Here is a 21,555-nt window from a genome sequence, read left to right on the forward strand (position 1 = left end):
AGGACGTCAGACAGGGTGCGAGGGCGGGGCCAGACGGCCCCCTGGCCACTCGGCCCGGTGATCGCGACGGGTCCGGCGCGGTATCCGGGCGGCAGAAATGGCACTTGTCGGGTTACCGTTCGAGTGGCCGTTGCGGGCTTCTGCCGTTTGACACGGGGGCGGGTTGTACCGTCACACTCCGCAGCGTCGCCGTACCGCGACCGAGTGCCGACCGGAGAGAAGAGCCAAGTTGTCCCCGACTAGCGAGACCGCAAAGGGCGGCCGCCGACTCGTCATCGTCGAGTCCCCAGCCAAGGCGAAGACGATCAAGGGCTACCTCGGCCCCGGATACGTCGTCGAGGCGAGCGTCGGGCACATCCGCGACCTCCCGAGCGGCGCGGCCGAGGTTCCCGACAAGTACACCGGTGAGGTCCGCCGTCTCGGCGTCGACGTCGAACACGACTTCGCGCCGATCTACGTCGTCAACGCGGACAAGAAGGCCCAGGTCAGGAAGCTCAAGGAGCTGCTGGCCGAGTCCGACGAACTCTTCCTCGCCACCGATGAGGACCGCGAGGGCGAAGCCATCGCGTGGCACCTGCAGGAAGTCCTCAAGCCCAAGGTCCCCGTCCACCGGATGGTCTTCCACGAGATCACCAAGGACGCGATCCGCGACGCCGTCGCGAACCCGCGCGAGCTGAACCAGCGCATGGTCGACGCCCAGGAGACCCGCCGCATCCTCGACCGCCTCTACGGCTACGAGGTCTCGCCGGTCCTGTGGAAGAAGGTCATGCCGAAGCTGTCGGCGGGCCGCGTGCAGTCGGTGGCCACCCGTCTCGTCGTCGAGCGGGAGCGCGAGCGCATCGCCTTCCGCTCCGCCGAGTACTGGGACCTGACCGGGACCTTCTCCACCGGCCGCGCCGGTGACGCCTCCGACCCGTCGACCCTGGTCGCCCGCCTGAACACGGTGGACGGCAAGCGCGTCGCGCAGGGCCGCGACTTCGGCTCGAACGGGCAGCTCAAGAGCGAGGTCCTGCACCTCGACGAGGCCAATGCCCGGGCGCTGGCCGCCGCGCTGGCGGACACCTCGTTCGCCGTCCGCTCGGTCGAGTCCAAGCCGTACCGCCGCTCCCCGTACGCCCCGTTCCGTACGACGACGCTGCAGCAGGAGGCCTCGCGCAAGCTCGGCTTCGGTGCGAAGGCGACGATGCAGGTGGCGCAGAAGCTGTACGAGAACGGCTTCATCACCTACATGCGTACGGACTCCACCACGCTCTCCGACACCGCGGTGTCGGCGGCGCGGGCGCAGGTCACGCAGCTCTACGGGGCCGATTACCTGCCGGAGAAGCCGCGCGTCTACGCCGGCAAGGTCAAGAACGCGCAGGAGGCGCACGAGGCGATTCGCCCTTCGGGTGATCGTTTCCGCACCCCGGCCGAGACGGGCCTGACCGGCGACCAGTTCCGCCTGTACGAGCTGATCTGGAAGCGGACCGTCGCCTCCCAGATGAAGGACGCGGTCGGCAACTCGGTCACCGTGAAGATCGGCGGCCGGGCGTCGGACGGCCGGACTGGGACATTTAACGACGTCGAGTTCACCGCCTCCGGCAAGACGATCACCTTCCACGGGTTCATGAAGGCGTACGTCGAGGGCGCGGACGACCCGAACGCCGAGCTCGACGACCGCGAGAAGCGGCTTCCGCAGGTCGCGGAGGGCGACGCGCTGTCGGCCGAGGAGATCACGGCGGACGGCCACTCGACCAAGCCGCCGGCCCGCTACACCGAGGCCTCGCTCGTCAAGGAGCTCGAGGAGCGGGAGATCGGCCGCCCGTCGACGTACGCGTCGATCATCGGCACGATCCTGGACCGCGGGTACGTCTTCAAGAAGGGCACGGCGCTCGTGCCGTCCTTCCTGTCGTTCGCCGTGGTGAACCTGCTGGAGACGCACTTCGGCCGGCTCGTCGACTACGACTTCACGGCCAAGATGGAGGACGACCTCGACCGCATCGCGCGGGGCGAGGCCCAGTCCGTGCCGTGGCTGAAGCGGTTCTACTTCGGCTCCGAGGACGCGTCGGAGGTCGTACCGGCCGACGGCGACCACCTCGGCGGCCTGAAGGAGCTGGTCACGGACCTCGGCGCGATCGACGCCCGGGAGATCTCCTCCTTCCCGGTCGGCGAGGGCATCGTGCTGCGCGTCGGCCGCTACGGGCCGTACGTCGAGCGCGGCGAGAAGGACGCGGAGGGCCACCAGCGGGCCGACGTGCCGGAGGACCTGGCGCCGGACGAGCTGACGATCGGGTACGCGGAGGAGCTGTTCGCGAAGCCGAGCGGCGAGTTCGAGCTGGGCAAGGACCCGGTGAGCGGGAACGAGATCGTCGCGAAGGACGGCCGCTACGGGCCGTACGTGACGGAGATCCTGCCCGAGGGCACGCCGAAGACGGGCAAGAACGCGGTGAAGCCGCGGACGGCTTCGCTGTTCAAGTCGATGAGCCTGGACACGGTCACGCTGGACGACGCGCTCAAGCTGATGTCCCTGCCGCGGGTCGTCGGCGCGGACGCGGAGGGCGTGGAGATCACGGCCCAGAACGGCCGCTACGGCCCGTACCTGAAGAAGGGCACGGACTCGCGGTCGCTGGAGACCGAGGACCAGCTGTTCTCGATCACGCTGGACGAGGCCCTCGCGATCTACGCGCAGCCGAAGCAGCGCGGGCGGGCGGCGGCCAAGCCGCCGCTGAAGGAGCTGGGCACGGACCCGGTCAGCGAGAAGCCGGTCGTGGTCAAGGACGGCCGCTTCGGGCCGTACGTGACGGACGGCGAGACGAACGCGACGCTGCGGCGGGACGACGACGTCGAGACGATCACGCCCGAGCGGGGCTACGAGCTGCTCGCCGAGAAGCGGGCGAAGGGCCCGGCGAAGAAGACGGCGAAGAAGGCTCCGGCCAAGAAGGCGCCGGCGAAGAAGGCCACGGCGACGAAGACGGCTGCGGCGAAGAAGACGACGACGGCGAAGAAGGCCGTCGCGAAGAAGACCACAGCCAAGAAGACGGCGACGAAGAAGACGGCCGCGACCGCCCCGGCGCCGTCGGACGACTAGCCTCCGGCTGCAAACGGACAGGGCCCGCGCGCAAGGCGCGGGCCCTGTCCGTTTCGCGCAGCGGGGCGGCGGGCGAAGCCCCGTGAGCCGCACAGCCGGCCAGGGCGGCGACAGTGGGGCCGGGGTCACACCGGATGGTTGTCCACAGGGCTCCGCACCCGCCAAGCGCAGCGGATAGGCTGGGCGGATGACGCGAGCCGAGCAGCCAACGGTCGTGACCGCCCCCGCGAACCCCACCTACGACGAAGCCCTCGCCGCGGATTCCCGCGAGCGTGCGGTGCGCGCACTGCTGCGCACCCCCAGGCTGCGCCGGCTGTGGAGCGCCCAGCTGGTGAGCGGTATCGGCGATGCCCTCGCCCTGCTGGTGCTGGTGCTGCTGGCCTTCCAGGCGGCGGTCTCCGAGGAGACCTTCGGCGGCGGCTACCAGGGCTGGGCCCTCGCCGTCGCCGCCGTCTTCGGGGTCCGGATCCTCGCCACCCTGCTCTTCGGTGCCGTACTGCTCGGTCCGCTGGCCAAGCTTCTTGCTCCCAAGGAGGCCGGCGGCAAGCTGGACCGCCGCTGGACGATGATCGGCGCCGACGGGGTCCGGCTCGGCCTGTTCGTCGTCGCCCCCCTCTGGCTCGACTGGATCCCGGCGCACGCGCTGACCGCGCTCCTGGCCACCGTCTTCGTCTCCGGCGTCGCCGAGCGGCTGTGGGCCCTGGCCAAGGACAGCGCGGCTCCCGCCCTGCTGCCCTCGCCGCCGCCGGAGGGGGCGACCGTACGCCCGCTGCCGGACCACCTCGACGCGCTGCGCCGGCTGACCCTGCGGACGTCCTTCGCCGCGATGCCCGTCGCCGCCGCCGTGCTGCTCGCCGCGACCCTCGTCGGCAAGGCCCTCGGCCTCGGCGTGGACTGGTTCGCCGAGAACCAGGCCGCCCTCGGCTCGTACGTGGCCTCCGGCCTCTTCGCGGCGTCCGTCTCGCTGCTGCTCCCGCTGGTGCTGCCCGCGGCGAAGACCCCGCGCCCGCGCTCCCCGCTGGAGGGCCTGCGGGCCCCCAAGGCGGGGGACCGCCCGGAGAAGGGCCGTACGGGGGCCATTCCGCTGCTCGTGCTGGCCTGCGCCGCCGTCGCCGGAGCCGTGTCCAGCGCCGCCGCCGTTGCCGTCCTGCACGCCTTCGACCTGGGCGGCGGCCCCGCCACCTTCGCCCTGCTCGTCCTGGCCCTGCTCGGCGGTACCGCCGCCGGCATCCGCGCCACCCAGGCCGGCAAGGTGCTGCCCGCGCTCTCCCGGCGCCGCCTGCTGGCCCTGGCCATCGCGGTGGCCGGGCTCGCGCTGCTGCTGACCGGGCTGGTCCCGGACACGGCGACCGTGCTGTTCCTGTCGTTGCTCGCCGGCGCCGCCGCGGGCGTGGCCGCCAACACCGGGCACACCCTGCTGGACCAGGAGACCGAGGAGTTCCGCCGGGCCCGGGTCACCGAGCACCTGCAGGCCGTCGTACGGGTGGCCGTGGGCGTCGGCGCCGTCCTCGCCCCGGTCCTGGCCGCGGGGATCGGCCCGCACCGGCTGGCCGGCGGGGACGTCGTCTTCGCGCACGGCGGGGCCGCCTTCACCCTGATGCTGGTCGGCGCCCTGCTGCTGCCCGTCGGCGTGGTCGTGCTCGCCAAGGCCGACGACCGCAGCGGCGTACCGCTGCGCCGCGACCTGCGCGAGGCGCTGCGCGGCGGGGAGCCGGTGCAGGCCGCGTCCGACGCCGGGTTCTTCATCGCCCTGGAGGGTGGCGACGGGGCCGGCAAGTCGACCCAGGTCGAGGCGCTGGCCGACTGGATACGGGGCAAGGGCCACGAGGTCGTCGTGACCCGCGAGCCGGGAGCCACCCCGGTCGGCAAGAGGCTCCGCTCGATCCTGCTCGACGTCTCCTCGGCCGGGCTGTCCAACCGTGCCGAGGCGCTGCTGTACGCCGCCGATCGCGCGGAGCACGTGGACACCGTCGTCCGGCCTGCCCTGGAGCGCGGTGCGGTCGTCATCTCCGACCGCTACATCGACTCCTCGGTGGCCTACCAGGGCGCCGGGCGTGACCTGTCCCCGACCGAGATCGCCCGGATCTCGCGCTGGGCCACGGACGGGCTCGTCCCGAACCTGACGGTGCTGCTCGACGTGTCGCCGGAGGCGGCGCGCGAGCGGTTCACCGAGGCCCCGGACCGGCTCGAGTCGGAGCCGGCCGAGTTCCACGAGCGCGTGCGGGCCGGCTTCCTGACGCTGGCCGCGGCCGACCCCGGGCGCTACCTGGTGGTCGACGCCGGCCAGGACCCGGAGTCCGTGAGCACCGTCGTACGCCACCGCCTGGACCGGATGCTTCCGCTCTCGGAGGCCGAGGTCGCAGCCCAGGCCGAGGCCCGGCGCATGGCCGAGGAGGACGCCCGGCGCAGGGCGGAGGAAGAAGCGGCGCGCAAGGCGCAAGAGGAGCGGCTGCGCGCTGCGGAGGAAGCCCGGCTGAAGGCCGAGGCCGAAGCCGCCCGGATCAAGGCCGAGGCCGAGGCCGCCCGCAGGGCGGAGGAGGAGCGGCTGCGCGCCGAGGAGGAGGCCCGCGCCCGGGCCGAGGCCGAGCGGCTGCGCGTGGAGGCCGAGGAGAAGGCCCGCGCGGCGGAGCGCGAGCGGCTGCGCAAGCAGGCGGAGGAAGAGGCCCGGCTGCGTGCCGAGGCCGAGGAGCGGCGGCTGGAGAAGCAGCGGCGGGCCGAGGAGGCCCTGCTCAGGGCCGAGGAGGCGCGCCGGCTGGCGGAGGCCTCGGCGGCAGCGGCGGCTGCCCAGGCTGCGGCAGCAGCTTCGGCTTCGGCGGCGGCTTCGGCCCCTGCCGCGGCTCCGGCGCCTGCCCCGGCGCCTGCCTCTGCGCCGACTCCGGAACCGGCTGCGTCGGCTCCGGCCGCGCCCGAGGCTCCCGCCCCCAAGGTGGCGATGACCAAGGAGCCGCTCCCCGACGACGCCGTGACGGTGGAGACCCCGCTGGTCAAGCGGGTCGTCCAGCCCGACGACGTGACCCAGACGGTCCCCGTGCCGAAGATCGACCCGGCGGCGGAGACCTCGGTGCTGCCCGCGGTCCCGGCGGCCGGCCCGGCCGACGAGACGGCGGTCCTGCCGCCCGTACGCCCGTCCCGTACGAGTCCGCCGGCCGGTCGGGCTCCGGCGGGCCAGGCCCGCTCCGCCACGCGGCCGACGGCCCGGCGTCCGGAGGAGAGCCCGGCCGACCGGGTGCCGCCGGGCATCTTCCGGGACTCCGGCGACGACGTGACCCGCGAGCTCCCGCTCCTCGGCGACGACGGCGGCCCGAGCGCGCAGAGCCGGCCGAGTCAGCCGGCACGGCCGAGCCGGCCGCGGTCCGCCTGGGCCGAGGAGACCCCGCTGGACGATCTGCCGACCCTGGCGGACGAGCTGCTGGGCCGGCGCCGGGACGACGAGGACGAAGAGGGCGGTCCGCGCCGCCGCCGCTGACGGGGATTGTCAGTGGCGCACGCCACACTGGGGGCGGGCACGAGCAGGACGAGCGGCACGGACGGCCAGGGGAAGACGGCCGGTGAAAGGCGGTGGGCGGGATGCCCGTATGGGACGACCTGGTGGGACAGGAGCGGGTGCAGTCGCAGCTGGCCGCCGCCGCCCGTGACGCCGACGCCCTGGTCACCGCCGTCGTGGCCGGGACGCCGCCGCCCGCCGCGTCCAAGATGACCCACGCCTGGCTCTTCACCGGGCCGCCCGGCTCCGGGCGGTCCACCGCCGCCCGGGCCTTCGCGGCCGCCCTGCAGTGCACCAGCCCCGACCGCGCCCTCGGGGGCGAGCCGGGCTGCGGGTTCTGCGACGGCTGCCACACCACCGTGGTCGGTACGCACGCCGATGTGGAGATCGTCCGTACCGATCTGCTGTCCATCGGCGTGAAGGAGACCCGCGCGCTGGTCCGCCGGGCGCAGCTCTCCCCGGCCGTGGGCCGCTGGCAGGTCATCGTTCTCGAAGACGCCGACCGGCTGACCGAGGGCGCGGGCAACGTGCTCCTCAAGGCCGTGGAGGAGCCCGCTCCGCGAACCGTGTGGCTGCTGTGCGCGCCCTCCCTGGAGGATGTGCTGCCGACCATCCGCTCCCGCTGCCGCCACCTGACCCTGCGTACCCCGACCGTCTCCGCCGTCGCCGATGTGCTGGTCCGGCGCGACGGCATCGAGCCCGCCGTCGCCGCCGCCGCGGCGCGCGCGACCCAGGGCCACATCGGCCGGGCCCGTCGGCTCGCGCAGGACGAGGACGCCCGGGCCCGCCGGGCCGCCGTGCTGAAGCTCCCGCTCCGCATCGACGACGTGGGCGGCTGCCTCAAGGCCGCCCAGGAGCTGGTCGACGCCGCCGCGGAGGACGCCAAGCAGGTCGCGGAGGAGGTCGACACCAAGGAGACCGAGGAGCTGAGGGCCGCGCTCGGCGCCGGGGCCGGCACCGGCGGCCGCATGCCGCGCGGCACGGCCGGCGTGATGAAGGAGCTCGAGGACCGGCAGAAGCGCCGCCGCACCCGTACCCAGCGCGACACGCTCGACCTGGCGCTGACCGACCTCACCGGCTTCTACCGGGACGTGCTGGCCCTCCAGCTCGGCTCCTCGCTGGCGATCGCGAACGAGGAGATACGGCCCGACCTGGACCGGATCGCCCGCGCGTCCGGACCGGAGCGCACCCTGCGCCGGATCGAGGCGATCATCGCCTGCCGCGATGCCCTGGACCGCAACGTGGCCCCGCTCCTCGCGGTCGAGGCGATGACGATGTCCCTCCGCGCGGGCTGAGCCGCCTCGCACCGGGGCGGCCCCGCCTTCAAGCGCCGTTGACCGTTTCACCCGTATGAGCGATCCGCCGAGGTCGGGCCGGGTACTGCGGGATCAGGGCGGGGCTGCGGCGCGCCCTCGGGTGGCGGGCGGCCGGTCGGCGCGAGCACGCCCGGGCCGGGTCGCCCGGCAGGACGTAGGCTCCGGGGATGGACACCAGTCGCCTGCTGCGTACCACCGGAACCGTGATCGCAGCTGCCGGGCTGCTGCTCTCCGGGTGCACCTCGGCCGGGTCGGGGGGACCGAGCGCCGCCGCGTCCTCGGCCGGGGGCGCTGCGCAGTCGGCCGCCCCGACCGCGGTCCCGGCCTCGCTGCGCCCGTACTACGAGCAGAAGCTGAGCTGGCGCGACTGCGGTGTCCCGGGGTTCCAGTGCGCCACGATGAAGGCCCCGCTGGACTACGCGCACCCCGAGTCCGGCCAGGACGTCGACATCGCCGTGGCGCGACGCCAGGCCGCCGGCCCCGGCAAGCGGCTGGGCTCGCTGGTGGTCAACCCGGGCGGCCCCGGCGGCTCCGGCATCGGCTACCTCCAGGCGTACGCGGGCATCGGGTACCCGGCCCCCGTCCGCGCCCAGTACGACATGGTGTCCTTCGACCCGCGCGGGGTGGACCGCAGCAGCCCGGTCCAGTGCCTGACCGGGCCGGAGATGGACAAGTTCACGCAGGTGGACCAGACGCCGGACAACGCGGCGGAGCGGGCCGAGCTGGTGGCCGCGTTCAAAGAGTTCGCGGCCGGCTGCCAGACCCGCTCGCAGCGGGTCCTGCCGCACGTCTCCACCGTCGAGGCCGCCCGCGACATGGACGTGCTCCGGGCGGTGCTGGGCGACGAGAAGCTGACGTACGTCGGCGCCTCCTACGGCACCCTCCTCGGAGCGACGTACGCGGAGCTCTTCCCCGGCCGGGTCGGCCGGCTCGTCCTGGACGGCGCGATCGACCCCTCGCGTCCGGCGCTCGATCTGAACCGGGACCAGACCGGGGGCTTCGAGACGGCCCTGCGCTCCTTCACCAAGGACTGCGCGAAGCAGCCCGACTGCCCGCTCGGCAAGGGCGGGCCGGAGGCGATGGCAGGGCAGCTCCAGGAGTTCTTCCGCAAGGCCGACGCCCAGCCCGTGCCCAGCGGTGATCCGGACCGCCCGCTGGGCGAGTCCCTCGCCACGACCGGGGTGATCGCGGCGCTGTACGACGAGAGCGCGTGGCCGCAGCTGCGCGAGGCGCTGACGGCGGCGATGAACGGCGACGGGTCCGGCCTGCTCGCCCTCGCCGACAGCTATTACGAGCGGGAGCCGGACGGCAAGTACGCGAACCTGATGTTCGCGAACGCCGCGGTGAACTGCCTCGACCAGCCCCCCGCCTTCACCGGCCCGGAGGCGGTCGACACAGCCGTGCCCTCCTTCCAGAAGGCCTCCCCGGTGTTCGGCGCGGGCCTCGCCTGGGCCTCGCTGAACTGCACGTACTGGCCGGTCAAGGCCACCGGCACGGCCGGCGCCCTGACCGCGAAGGGTGCCCCGCCGATCGTGGTGGTCGGCACCGTCCGGGACCCTGCGACCCCGTACAAGTGGGCCCAGGCGCTGGCGCAGCAGCTCGACTCGGGCGTCCTGCTCACGTACGACGGCGACGGGCACACGGCGTACGGCCGCGGCAGCGCCTGCATCGACACGGCGATCAACAAGTACCTGCTGACAGGAACTCCGCCGCAGGACGGCAGGAAGTGCACCTGACACCCTGCCTCCCGCCGATCGCCCCGGCGGCACGGGATGCCCACGCCTCAGGCGGGCCACGTCACCCATTGATCCCGATATGACCTACACATCCCACCCCTCCACAACGCGGTTCAGGGCACCCCGTTTCAGCCTGTAGACTTGGCGCCGCTGCTGATGAGAGCTCCTCTCCGAGGGAACACTTGTCTGACCAGCGGTGCCGCCTTAGCTCAGTTGGCCAGAGCAACGCACTCGTAATGCGTAGGTCTCGGGTTCGAATCCCGAAGGCGGCTCTGTAGAAGCCCCAGGACTCACTCGCCGTGACCTGGGGCTTTTGCTATTTCCGGGGCCGTTCGGCGCGTGCGTCGGTTGGGACACGGAACCCCGTGCGTGAGCGGAGGGGCTGTCAGCCCTGCTTCGCGGCCTTCTTGGCCTTGGCCTTCTTCTTCCCCTTGGCCTTCGCCTTCTCGGCTTGCTCGGCCTTCTTGGCGGCCTTGCGCGGCCTGCTCCTCCTGCTCCGCCTTGCGTTGGAGGGGGACCAGCTTGGCGGTGGCCTCGGCGGCGCTCTTGCCGACGTGGGGGAGCACGCTCTGGTAGATGTCGCGCGTGATCCGGGTGTCGCTGTGCCCGAGGGTGTTGGACACGATCTTGATGTCGATGTCGGCGGCCAGCATGAGTGTGGCCGCTCCGTGCCGGAGGTCGTGCAGCCGGATCGGCGGGAGTCCGGACGCCGCGACGAGCTGCTCGAAGAGATCGGTCACCTTCCCGGGGTGCAACCAGGAGCCGTCCTCCTGCGTGAAGACGAGCCCTGTGCTCACCCAGGCCGACCCCCACTCCGCACGATCGGCCTCCTGCTGCTTGCGGTGCCGCTCCAGGACGCCGACGGTGTCGTCGTCGAGCACGACGACGCGGAACCCGCTGTCCGTCTTCGGCTCGGATGCCTCGACCTCCCAGCCGTCCTGGACGAGCTGCCCGGTCACGGTGAGGGAGTGGCGATCGAGATTGGTCTCCGACCAGGGCTGCCCGCACGCCTCCCTGCGGCGCAGGCCGCGGAAGGCGATGAGGTGCCACATCGCGTACAGCCGATCGACGGCGACGAAGTCGAGGAAGGCACCGGTCTGTTCCGGCGTCCAGACCATCACCGGTGAGAGCTTCTCGCCGGTCTGCTCCCACTTGGCGACCCGCTCGTCCGTCCACACGAGCGGCTTTGGCTTGAGTACCGGATCGATCTCGACGTGGGCCGCCGGGTTGAACGTCCCATGAGGTGGGGCCGCCTCCCCGTACGAGACCCTCGGCCGGGCGGGGTACGATGAACATCGGCCGCACGGGCGTGTTCTTGGTCACACTTGAATCTCATCCGTGCGGCCACCTTTGTGTCCCGGTGGCAGCCCGCTCGCCCGGGGAAAGTCAGGCGAGGGCAGAGGTACCACGGGCCTAGAATGGCCGTCGTGACCGACAACACTCCACAGAGCCCCGATAGCGGGCCGACGCCTACCCATGAGCTGCCGACCCAGTACGCGCCGGCCGAGGTAGAGGGGGCGCTGTACGAGCGTTGGGTAGAGCGCGGGTACTTCGAGGCCGACGCGAAGAGCGAGAAGCCGGCGTACACGATCGTCATCCCGCCGCCGAACGTCACCGGTTCGCTTCACCTGGGCCACGCCTTCGAGCACACGCTGATCGACGCCCTCACCCGCCGCAAGCGCATGCAGGGCTACGAGACGCTGTGGCAGCCTGGCATGGACCACGCCGGTATCGCCACCCAGAACGTCGTCGAGCGTGAGCTCGCCAAGGAGGGCAAGTCCCGCCACGACTTGGGCCGCGAAGCCTTCGTCGAGCGCGTCTGGGAGTGGAAGGCCGAGTCCGGCGGGCAGATCGCCGGCCAGATGCGGCGCCTCGGTGAGGGGCTGGCGTGGAGCCGGGACCGCTTCACCATGGACGAGGGGCTGTCCCGGGCCGTCCAGACCGTCTTCAAGAAGATGTTCGACGACGGGCTGATCTACCGCGCCGAGCGCATCATCAACTGGTGCCCCCGCTGTCTGACGGCCATTTCCGACATCGAGGTCGACTACCAGGACGACGACGGCGAGCTCGTCTCCATGAAGTACGGCGAGGGCGAGGACACCATCGTCGTCGCCACTACGCGCGCGGAGACGATGCTCGGCGACACCGCTGTCGCCGTCCACCCCGACGACGAGCGCTATGCCCGTCTGATCGGGAAGCAGATCAAGCTGCCGCTGACCGACCGGAGCATTCCGGTCGTCGCCGACACGCACGTCGACCCGGAGTTCGGCACCGGCGCCGTCAAGGTGACCCCGGCGCACGACCCGAACGACTTCGCCATCGGACAGCGCCACAACCTCGAATCCATCGAGGTCCTCGACGAGCGCGGCATCATCACCATCCACGGCCCCTTCCAGGGCCTGGACCGCTTCGAGGCGCGCTCCGCGATCGTCGCCGCCCTGCGTGCCGAGGGCCGGATCGTCGCCGAGAAGCGCCCCTACGTCCACTCCGTCGGCCACTGCTCGCGCTGCAAGACGACGCTGGAACCCCGTCTGTCGCTGCAGTGGTGGGTCAAGGTCGAGACCCTCGCCAAGGCCGCCGGCGACGCGGTCCGCGACGGCCGCGTCGACATCCACCCTGCCGACATGTCGCAGCGGTACTTCGACTGGGTCGACAACCTCAACGACTGGTGCATCTCGCGCCAGCTGTGGTGGGGCCACCGCATCCCGGTCTGGCACGGCCCGAACGGCGAACTGGTCTGCGTCGGCCCTGACGAGGAGCCGCCGACGGGTGAGGGCTGGACGCAGGACACCGACGTCCTCGACACGTGGTTCTCGTCCGGCCTGTGGCCGTTCTCCACGCTCGGCTGGCCCGAGCAGACGCCTGACCTGGAGAAGTTCTACCCGAACTCCGTCCTGGTCACCGGCTACGACCTGATGTTCTTCTGGGTCGCCCGGATGATGATGTTCGGCCTGTACGCGATGGACGGCCAGCCGCCGTTCCGCACGATCGCGTTCCACGGCATGGTCCGGGACGAGTTCGGCAAGAAGATGTCGAAGTCGTTCGGGAACACGGTCAACCCGCTGGACTGGATGGACAAGTACGGCTCCGACGCCCTGCGCTTCACCCTCGCCAAGGGCGCCAACCCGGGCGTCGACGTGCCGATCGGCGAGGACTGGGTCCAGGCGTCCCGCAACTTCGCCAACAAGATCTGGAACGCGACGCGCTTCGCGCTCATGAACGGCGCCACGGTCGAGGGTGACCTGCCGCCGGTCGAGCAGCTGTCGGCGACCGACCGCTGGATCCTGTCGCGGCTGAACAAGGTCGTCGCCGAGGCGGATGCGCACTACGAGGACTATCAGTTCGCCAAGCTCGCGGACGCCCTGTACCACTTCGCGTGGGACGAGGTCTTCGACTGGTACGTCGAGCTGTCGAAGACGACGTTCTTCGAGGAGGGCGACCAGGCCAAGGTCTCTGCGCGTGTCCTGGGCGAAGTCCTCGACGTCACCTTGAGGCTGCTCCACCCGATCGTCCCGTTCGTCACGGACACCCTGTGGACCACGCTCACGGGCGGCGAGTCGGTCGTCATCGCCGAGTGGCCGAAGGACTCCGGGTTCCGCGACGAGGCCGCGGAGCAGGAGATCGAGCTGGTCCAGCAGGTCGTCACCGAGGTCCGCCGGTTCCGTTCCGACCAGGGCCTGCAGCCGGGCCAGAAGGTCCCGGCCCGCCTGGAGCTCGACGGCACGGCGCTGGCCCCGCACGAGGCGGCCATCCGCCAGGTGCTGCGCCTCCAGCCGGAGGGCGAGGGCTTCGCCGCCACCGCCTCCCTGCCGGTGGCCGGCGCCACGGTCTCGCTCGACCTGTCGGGCACCATCGACGTGGCGGCCGAGCGCAAGCGGCTGAGCAAGGACCTGGCCGCCGCCGAGAAGGAGAAGCAACAGGCCGAGGCCAAGCTCGGGAACGAGGCGTTCATCGCCAAGGCTCCCGACAACGTCGTGGACAAGATCAAGGGCCGGCTCGCCAAGGCCGAGTCGGACATCGCCCGGCTCCAGGCCCAGCTGGACAAGCTGCCGCCGCAGTAGACGTCGGAACACGCCGAAGGGGGCCCAGACCACGCGGTCTGGGCCCCCTTCGGGTTCTTCGGCCTCGGACACCCTCTGACTCGGGCTCTCGGCGGTGAGGCCTACGGAATGCGCAGCGTCTCGTACGGGCTCGACAGAGAGAACTCGCGTTGCTCGGCGACGATCTGGGCCTGGTGGAGATCGAACTTCGCCATGTGCAGGAGGTCGTCGAGGCGCGTCGGCTTCTGACCCAGCAGGTCGAGGGCGATCTCGGCAGCCCCGTCTCTCCGGTCCAGTCGGTCCCGGAAAAAGTCCAGGTTCTTCTGGACGACGAGGAGAGTCATGTCGAGCTCCGAGATCTCCGCATCGGACACTCGATCGCACCGAGAGTGCACTCGGTACTCGTAGAAGGGACCGGCGACGCAGTGGATGTTGTTGCCCGCCCCTCGCCTGTACCGGCTGGCCAGCAGGTTGACCGCGAAAGCCCAGTCACCCCACTTGAGCACCTTCGGGTCGTACAGCGCGCATTCGAGAGCGTCTGCCCGCCGGCAGACTATCGACGTCGGAACGTGGTGCTTGCGCACCACCAGATCCTCGCGGCACGGGTACGAGGAGATGGTGAACCCCTCGAAGGCACCGATCATCCACGACATCGTGTGCACGAAGGCCGTATCGGCATCGGACTCGAGGGCCTCCACCGCCCTGTCCGGGTAGGACCCTTCCCTGAGGAGATGCGGGTCGGTGGCCAGCCGGTCGTCGGCGTCCACCTGCATCACGTACTCCATCCGCCCGGCTGTCACGCCGGCGTTCCTGGCCACGTGGTGCCCTTGGCGCTGTTCGAGCCGGACGACGCGTACGCCGGGTAGATCGGCGCAGGTGTCGATGGCCTTGAGGGTCGTGTCGTCATCCGACCCGTCGTCCACGATCACTACCTCGTGCGGACGCCGAAGCGGCTGCTCGACGACGGACTTCACGGCCTCGATGAGATAGTCGCCCGCGTTGTGGCAGGGGACAACGAAGCTGATGCCTCCAGAATCCGCGATGGTCACGCTGTCTCCCTTCCGCTCATGGCCGCGGTGCCGACTGGAGTCGGGCACCTGCGCGCCGCTATGACGGTCGCGCGAGCCGCTTTGAAGTAGGTGCGCTGTGAGCGCGTGTCCTGCTCGGTGTGGTCGTCCCAGCTCACGGTGACGTCCCAGCCCTCGTAGATCCGCTCCAGCGCGCGGCTGAATGACTCCCGCGTGTACCGGGCCTCGCCCTCTATGTGGATCTGAACGCCGTGGGCGTGTATCCGGAAGATCTCGGTGAAGACCTCCAGATAGTGCAGGTTGACCGAGCGGGAACTCTGCACAGCCTGGGTGAGCAGAGCTTCGACGTCGTGCTGTGACAGGTAGTGGAGAACGTCCTTGGCGACGAGCGCGCCGAAGTCCTCCTGGATGGGGTACTGCTCGATGAGGGACTCCACCACCGTGACCCGCTCCGCCAGGTCCTCGTACTCCGAGAGCCGCTGAAGCAGCGGCTCGGCCGGGGCCTGGTCCACCGCGACAACGGTGAACCCGGCCTCGGCCAGGGCGATGGTGTACGCCCCGGCGCCGTATCCGAGGTCCAGAGCGCGACGCGGAGTATCGGCGGGGAGGGAACTCAGCAGGGTGAGGAATCGCGCCGGAACGGGTGCGCGCAGCTTCTCGCCGGTGCTCCGGCCGTTCCGTAACGCGTCTGCGTAGAAGGCGTGAAGGGACGCCTTCGAGTGCTGTACGGGCAAGGGGTACCACCTGGGGCTGGAGGGACGAGCGAGGGCAGGCACCTAGAACTCGGCGATCTCGACGGCCCGGCCGGGCGTGCGGAGAGAGGACGCCAACGCCTCGGTGACCTTCATCGGCAGCAGGTGTGCGGAGAGCGAGCTCCTGTTCTCGGTCCCCCGCAGCCAGCTCTCCATGAGCTGCCTGTTGCTGTCGCTGTGGAACAACCCGTCGAACATCTTGACCGACGTGTACCGCTCCTCCGGCAGCAAGGAGGCGTTCGCCCTCGTGGTCAGCCGAGCGAAGGCGTCGATCTTGTCTGCGTTCTGCCCGCGGGGCACGTCGTAGCAGTGGACGTGCGCGGAGTAGAGGGTCGACAGCTGGGCTTCGAGGTCGACGCTGGAAGTGCGCCCGTTCTTGTTGTAGACGTCATCCGGGAGGTCCTGCCAGCTGCGGATGGACGGCGTCGTCTGCTCGAAGGACAGCGTTCCGACGGTCAGTGTCCGATCCGACTCGATGTCGACCAGCCGGAACGTGGTGGTGATGTCCGTCTCGCCGAAGGAATGCGCCAGGCTCTCGGCGTCCGGCCAGCGCGGGTGCCCGTCCTCGAACCGGCTGGCGGCCGGCTTCGGAATCCGGAGCTGCTGGTCGGTCGGGAAGGCGCCGAACGAGCTGACTTCGAGCCTGAAGCGGCGGTCGGGAAACACGAGCTTGTTGAGGGACAGGCACTGCACGGCGAGATCGATGTAGTGGTAGGCGCCGTGCATCACCATCCCGTAGCCGTAACGGTAGGGGTGATCGTCCCGTGACTCGTACTCGTGCTGGAGGTTCCACACGCCGCCGGCGGCTCGCAGGTGGAAGGACGTGACGGGGGCCTGCCAGTCCCGCACCCGCTCCTCGAGCGAGCGGAGCAACTCCCCGTTGTAGATGCGGTGATACCGGCTCAGCGTCATCACGGAGTGCTTGGCACCGTTACGGCCGGCCTGAGCGATGAGCTCCTGCATGACCTCGGTGATCCGGTACGGAGCGAACCGGCCGTCCACCAGCGGAGCCAGGACCGGCTTCTCCACCAGCGAATCAATGCCGTTCTCGACGCAGTAGCGCAGATAGGCTTCGTGCGCCCGCACCTCGGTCGCGATGTACACCTTCATCGGCAGCTCGGGCAGACGAAGCTGCCTGAGGGCAGCTCCGATCAGCTCCGGCTGATCCCGCTGTACGGTCGGGCCGTGGCCTGAGTCCGGAAGGTAGATGACCTCCCGAGGCTTCAGGCCGACGCCCTGTATGCGCTCCTCGATCGTCGACCTCTCCGAGTCCAGGTCGATGACGGAGTACGAGTCGACGTAGCCGGCCTCGACAGCGTCCCTGATACAGGGCAGGTACTTGTTGGCGACGATCTCGTCGAAGCCGACCACCACGAGGTTGTGCCTGCGGGTGGCGGGGAGGGCTTCGCGGACGACAGCTCGTCCCATCGGCTGCTCAACACAGCTGACCGTCGGCAGCCCGGGGACCAAGGTCGATGCTGCCAGAGACGTTCGAGAGTCGGTTTCCATCCGTATCGCTCCCACTCGTGCTGTCACTGTTCGGAGCCATTCCGAAGCAGACCGGACGTTGATTGCTGCGGCGGTGACCGCCTCTTGTCGAAAATCGCGCAGGGCGCGCCGCCCGGTTTCAGCGAGCGCAGCCAGCCGCGCAGAGCGTGATCTCGCTCGGGCGGAGGAGCTCCGCTGCCGTGCTTGCGCCAAGTAGGCCCGACTCCCGGCCATCGGGCAGTGGACGGGGTTAACAAGACGGGCTGTTAGCTGTTAACTCCCCACGTCAGACGCCGCCTTGGCCGCATAGTGAGAGAAGGCGGGCCGCGACGTGCTTCGGGGGAGCGATGAAGTCCAAGAGCACGCTCCAGACAGCGCGGCTAAGCCGCGGGTGGATGCAGGGCGACCTCATTGAGGCTCTCGTCGCGAGTGCCGAGCGCCTCGGCGTCGAGTCACCCTCCCCTGCCAGCTGGAAGACGCTCGTCTCCATGTACGAGAACGGTCGACGGCCGGTGAGCTTGGACCATCAGCCCCTCTTCCGTGAGGCGTACCAAGCAACGAACGAGGAGCTCGGCTTCCCGGAGCCCGGGATCCTGCTGGAGAGCCAGCCACCTGATCCGCCGGCGGGCGCACTCCGGACGAAGATCCCGGTACCGATCAGCCCAGAGATGCTGAGGTACCTGACTTCCGTTCTCGATCAGCACGCTCAGGCCGAGCCGCTTGTCGGTCCACAGTTTCTGGTGGCACCTGTGCAGAGCCAGATGCCCCTCATAGAGCAGATGTGCCAAGACGCCTACGGCCCCCTACGCGAGGACGTCCTCCGCATCAGCGCTCGGTACGCCGAGTTCCTTGGGTGGTTGCATCAGGACACGGGCCACCCAGACGAAGCCATGCGATGGACGAGCCTCGCCATGGAGTACGCCCAGGAACTGGGTGACCCCATGCTGATCGCCTACCTGTTCCAGCGACGCAGCAACATCGCCACCGAGGCAGGGCACGCAGGACACGGTGCCGGTCTCGCCGGCGCCGCACTCCGGTACGCCGGACAGCTCTCCCCTCGGGTCCATGCCGTCGTACTGCGCCAGCTCGCCAACAGCAAAGCAGGGCTCGGCGAAGCGGCCGAGACCGACCGCGCGATCGACCAGGCTCTCGCTGCCGCAGCCAGAGGAGACGATGCCGACCCCATGGCCGGGTACTGCTCCGTGGCCTACATCGAGATGGAAGCCGCAAACTGCAATGTCCGCCTGGAGCGGCCAGGCCAGGCCGCGGAGATCTACCAGGAGAGCCTCAGCCACTGGCCCGCCGTACAGGAACGAGACCGGGGTCTGTGCCTCGCCCGCCTCGCCACGGCCAACGCCCTCCTCGAGGACGTGGAAGGGGCCCACCAAGCTGCCGAACTGGCACTGGGGATCGCCCAACGGACGGGCTCGGCACGCATCCTGAACGAGCTGTACCGACTTCAACCCCACCTTGCGCCCTGGCGCAAACTGGTGGAAGTTTCAGAGCTGAACAGGGAGCTCAACACGTTGAAGAGAGCCGCCCCGTAGCCGACCCATAGGGAGTGCCGTGAACCTGCTGCCCACCGCCACAAGCACGGACGTCCAGGACCAGCAGCCCCGCGTCGCCGTGCTCCCGGTCGGTTCCTTCGAGCAGCATGGCCGATACCTCCCGCTGATCACCGACACGGCGATCGCGTGCATCATCGGCCAGGAGATCGCCGACGCGTATCCCGTGCATCTGCTCCCGCCGATCACGATGTCATGCAGCCACGAGCACGCCGCGTTCCCCGGCACTGTCAGCATCAGCGCGAAGACCTTGTACGCGGTGATCGACGACATCCGGGACTCCCTGGCCCGATCCGGCATAACCAAGCTCGTGATCGTCAACGGCCACGGCGGCAACTACGTCCTGTCCAACATCGTCCAGGAAGCCAACGTCGACGGCCCCGCCGTCTCCCTGTTCCCGCTCGGCGCCGACTGGGACCGCGCCCGAGACCACGCCGGTCTGGTCTCCGACCGCCACGCAGACATGCATGCTGGCGAGATCGAGACCTCCATCCTTCTCCACGCTGCCCCAGAGTTCGTGCGAGATGGAAACGCCGATGCCGACCACGACGGCGGCCCCCGCCCCTTCCTTCTAGTCCAGGGCATGAGCGCGTACACCAAATCGGGTGTGATCGGCTATCCGTCGTATGGGAGCGGGGTGAAAGGCAAAGCTGTCCTGAAGAGTCTGCAGGTCAGCTTCGCGGAGCACATCAAGGCACTTGGAGAAACCGCTGCGGGATGAGTGACATGGCCCTGCACCACCTTCAGCCCCGGGAGGGGACCGCAGCACGTGGGCAGGACTGAGGTTGCAACGCCCGCTACGCCTCTTCGCGGCTCTGGTCGACTCAGGCGAGCAGAGCGCCGCGGAGCTGTGGATGGCGTAGGTATTCCAAAGTCTCCAGCCCGCATTCGAAATCGAAGGCTCTGTGTGCCTGCGGAAACATGGCCTGTCGAAGCATAAACTGCGAGACATCCGCAAATGGCTGTTCCCTTATTGTTCGGACCGCGATCGTCATCCTGCGCTCGTTGCCTTTATGCCAAGCGTGCAGCCAGTCACTCGCACATACTGTAACGATGTCCCTGGCCATGCAGCGAGCCTCGGGTAGATCATCGCGATTTAGCCCACAAGTCTCGCGGGTGAATTTACCCTTTTCCGTCAGCCATTCATATTCGCCGCTAGCAAGGCTCAGATAGAGATGTTCGAAGGGGTCCTCTCGCGTCGGGTCAATGAGCTTCGGCTCGCCGTCTTCGAATACTTCCCACTTGTCGTTCTTCTTGCTGTTGCACTCAGTGCATGCGAGCAGGTGATTGAGCCAATCGAAGGTGCGCAGTGGATTTTCTGCTACTGGCTCGAAGTGGTCTACATCCGTGCTGAGATCCGAGCAGCAATACATGCAACAGCGATTGCCGTGAGCCATGATCCGGAGGAGCTGCCGCAGCGGAGTTACCAGCTTGCGTCTATTTGTGCTGTGGCTCCACAATTCCCTGGCGAGCTTGTACCGTTCGTCCAGGGTGACCTTTGTTATTGCCTCAGTCTGCTCCGCGGCGAGCTCAGTGAGTTGCTGCGGCAGCCCGATACGCTGCACTTGGATCATTCGCCGAAGACTCCCAGGCGGCGCAGGCGGGCCTGTACCTCTGCGACCCGAGTCCGAGGTGAGCTTTTGAGGCGTTGCCGCAACTCGTCGTGACGCGCTTCCTCTTCTTCGGTTGCCTCTCCCATAACTACTCGCGCCTCCAGCCTGGTCAGTTCGCGACGCAGAAGCTGGGCGTCATCCGAATAAGGCGTGTCCAGTCCGAAGAGTTCAGATAGTGCGGCGTCGTCCCCCGTGCCGTAAACGATGCGTTTCCATAGGACTGGGGAAATCGGCGAGGGTGGTTCCTGTTCGTCGGGGCCAGGCAGACGAATAAGTCCGCCCTCGTCAGCGGCCTGGCAGATGTAGGGGCTGTGGGTGCTGACAATGAACTGCACGGCAGGGAAATGGTCCTTGAGCCACTTCCCGATCTCCTTCTGCCAGGTCATATGGAGATGAGTGTCGACCTCGTCGATCAATACAACGCCCGGATAGGGCAAGTAGGGTCGGCCGTCCCGCCAGGATATGGTGATATTGTCGTACGCGGCATCCATCTGGCGAACGATGTCGAGCACGAGGGCAATGACCGTCCGTTGGCCGTCACTCGTGCGGCGTACCTCGATGCGCTGCCCATCATCAGACTCTGTCTGGCTCTGGCTCTGGCTCTGGCGATGTAGCCACATGCCGTCGGAATCGACATCCACGATTCTGTACCCGTCACGCAACAAGCCGTCATTTAGCAGGGCGAGAACCGAATCCACCAATTCTTGCGCGCCCGTCCGATCTTCCAATCGACGGAGATGTGCCGAAAGTAGCCAATCGAAAGACTCGGTGAGTGCCGACCATTCCTCGAAGAGGGTTCTTAGTGCGGCAATGCGGTCCAGCTGCTGTGGTGTGCGTTCGTACAGCCCTGTTCCGGTGATCCTCCGGAAGGGGCCGTATCCAGCGTGGAACCAGCCGGGGGGCGGGGCTGATGACCACAGTCGGGTCTTCAGGTCACCGATACTTGAGAACTGGAGTTCTGTGGGCGGTTCGTCGTCACTGGAATAGGCTTCGCGCTCCGGCTTCCAATCAACCCGCGCTGTGAGGCTCTCCCCATGCGGCCGCGTCCTGACGTCCGCCTCGGGGGTGGTTTGGATCTCCACGGTCAGCGAGCCCTCTACCTGTCCGAATGACAGCTCGCCTTCAAGATCGGCATCCAACTGGGATGCCCTCCTTGGCCCGGCCAGACCGATGGCGATTGCACGGAGCAGGGTGGTTTTCCCGGAGCCATTGCGTCCGGCGATCACGGTCCAGCCCGCGTACCTGCCGTCGGGACGCGTGAAATCGAGGTCACAGGCACGCTGCCCGTGGAACCCACGGACACCATCGAGCCGGAGCCTCTTCACATACACCGGACTGTCCTCCCCGGACGGTGCTCGCCCACCGTCCTAGTCCCTCTGCGGGGGCCGCAGCCCGCCGCGCTGTATCGCTCACTCTACGGATTGGTACTGGCATCTGCTCACTGCGGTGATCAGTCAAAACGGTGG

Annotated in this window: 12 protein-coding genes, 1 tRNA gene and 1 pseudogene; 8 read left to right on the forward strand and 6 right to left on the reverse strand. The window is 69.2% G+C overall.

From position 1 onward, the window contains the following. Positions 1-229 precede the first annotated feature (229 nt). The 5 genes from topA to AB0M76_RS03395 all read left to right on the forward strand — a co-directional run bounded on the left by topA (position 230) and on the right by AB0M76_RS03395 (position 9,875). The gene (topA, locus tag AB0M76_RS03375; protein ID WP_365951271.1) at positions 230-3,067 is read left to right on the forward strand and encodes a type I DNA topoisomerase; all 2,838 of its coding nucleotides are present in this window, start codon (positions 230-232) and stop codon (positions 3,065-3,067) included. A 187-nt stretch (positions 3,068-3,254) separates the two neighbouring features. Next, positions 3,255-6,533 carry a dTMP kinase gene (tmk, locus tag AB0M76_RS03380; protein ID WP_365951272.1) on the forward strand — a complete coding sequence of 1,093 codons (3,279 nt, stop codon included), beginning with the start codon at positions 3,255-3,257 and terminating at the stop codon, positions 6,531-6,533. Positions 6,534-6,634: 101 nt separating this feature from the next. Then, entirely contained in the window at positions 6,635-7,846 is a 1,212-nt protein-coding gene (locus AB0M76_RS03385) for a DNA polymerase III subunit delta' (protein WP_365951273.1), read from the forward strand. Between the two features lie 188 nt (positions 7,847-8,034). Next, positions 8,035-9,603: an alpha/beta hydrolase gene (locus tag AB0M76_RS03390; RefSeq protein ID WP_365951274.1), complete on the forward strand. Its 1,569-nt coding sequence runs from the start codon at positions 8,035-8,037 to the stop codon at positions 9,601-9,603. Between the two features lie 198 nt (positions 9,604-9,801). Continuing rightward, positions 9,802-9,875 (forward strand) — tRNA-Thr (locus AB0M76_RS03395). Between the two features lie 113 nt (positions 9,876-9,988). Here AB0M76_RS03395 and AB0M76_RS03400 read toward each other — a convergent pair. Beyond that, positions 9,989-10,838 (reverse strand): annotated as a pseudogene (locus AB0M76_RS03400) (site-specific integrase); the annotation flags it as partial. A 183-nt stretch (positions 10,839-11,021) separates the two neighbouring features. Here AB0M76_RS03400 and AB0M76_RS03405 point away from each other — a divergent pair. Beyond that, complete coding sequence (locus tag AB0M76_RS03405) at positions 11,022-13,664, forward strand: valine--tRNA ligase (RefSeq protein ID WP_365951275.1); 2,643 nt, start codon at positions 11,022-11,024, stop codon at positions 13,662-13,664. A 101-nt stretch (positions 13,665-13,765) separates the two neighbouring features. On the opposite strand, the gene AB0M76_RS03410 is transcribed toward AB0M76_RS03405, so the two are convergent. The 3 genes from AB0M76_RS03410 to AB0M76_RS03420 are packed head-to-tail and all read right to left on the reverse strand — an operon-like array spanning position 13,766 to position 16,851. Next, the gene (locus AB0M76_RS03410; protein ID WP_365951276.1) at positions 13,766-14,692 is read right to left on the reverse strand and encodes a glycosyltransferase family 2 protein; all 927 of its coding nucleotides are present in this window, start codon (positions 14,690-14,692) and stop codon (positions 13,766-13,768) included. Continuing rightward, positions 14,689-15,405: a class I SAM-dependent methyltransferase gene (locus AB0M76_RS03415; RefSeq protein ID WP_365951277.1), complete on the reverse strand. Its 717-nt coding sequence runs from the start codon at positions 15,403-15,405 to the stop codon at positions 14,689-14,691. The genes AB0M76_RS03410 and AB0M76_RS03415 overlap by 4 nt, the downstream gene beginning before the upstream one ends. A 42-nt stretch (positions 15,406-15,447) precedes the next feature. After that, complete coding sequence (locus AB0M76_RS03420) at positions 15,448-16,851, reverse strand: hypothetical protein (RefSeq protein ID WP_365951278.1); 1,404 nt, start codon at positions 16,849-16,851, stop codon at positions 15,448-15,450. A 407-nt stretch (positions 16,852-17,258) separates the two neighbouring features. Between AB0M76_RS03420 and AB0M76_RS03425 the strand changes: the two genes are divergently transcribed. Both AB0M76_RS03425 and AB0M76_RS03430 read left to right on the forward strand, forming a co-directional pair. Further along, complete coding sequence (locus AB0M76_RS03425; RefSeq protein WP_365951279.1) at positions 17,259-18,458, forward strand: hypothetical protein; 1,200 nt, start codon at positions 17,259-17,261, stop codon at positions 18,456-18,458. Positions 18,459-18,477: 19 nt separating this feature from the next. Continuing rightward, positions 18,478-19,197 carry a creatininase family protein gene (locus tag AB0M76_RS03430; RefSeq protein ID WP_365951280.1) on the forward strand — a complete coding sequence of 240 codons (720 nt, stop codon included), beginning with the start codon at positions 18,478-18,480 and terminating at the stop codon, positions 19,195-19,197. A 103-nt stretch (positions 19,198-19,300) separates the two neighbouring features. Here the strand turns inward: AB0M76_RS03430 and AB0M76_RS03435 are convergent, their stop codons facing one another. Then, positions 19,301-20,050 carry an HNH endonuclease gene (locus AB0M76_RS03435; protein ID WP_365951281.1) on the reverse strand — a complete coding sequence of 250 codons (750 nt, stop codon included), beginning with the start codon at positions 20,048-20,050 and terminating at the stop codon, positions 19,301-19,303. Continuing rightward, positions 20,047-21,420 (reverse strand): ATP-binding protein, encoded by a 1,374-nt coding sequence (locus AB0M76_RS03440; protein ID WP_365951282.1) that lies wholly within the window; start codon positions 21,418-21,420, stop codon positions 20,047-20,049. Before AB0M76_RS03440 ends, AB0M76_RS03435 begins: the two co-directional genes overlap by 4 nt. Positions 21,421-21,555 lie beyond the last annotated feature (135 nt).

Source organism: Streptomyces sp. NPDC051364 (assembly GCF_040682115.1).
Classification (GTDB): domain Bacteria; phylum Actinomycetota; class Actinomycetes; order Streptomycetales; family Streptomycetaceae; genus Streptomyces.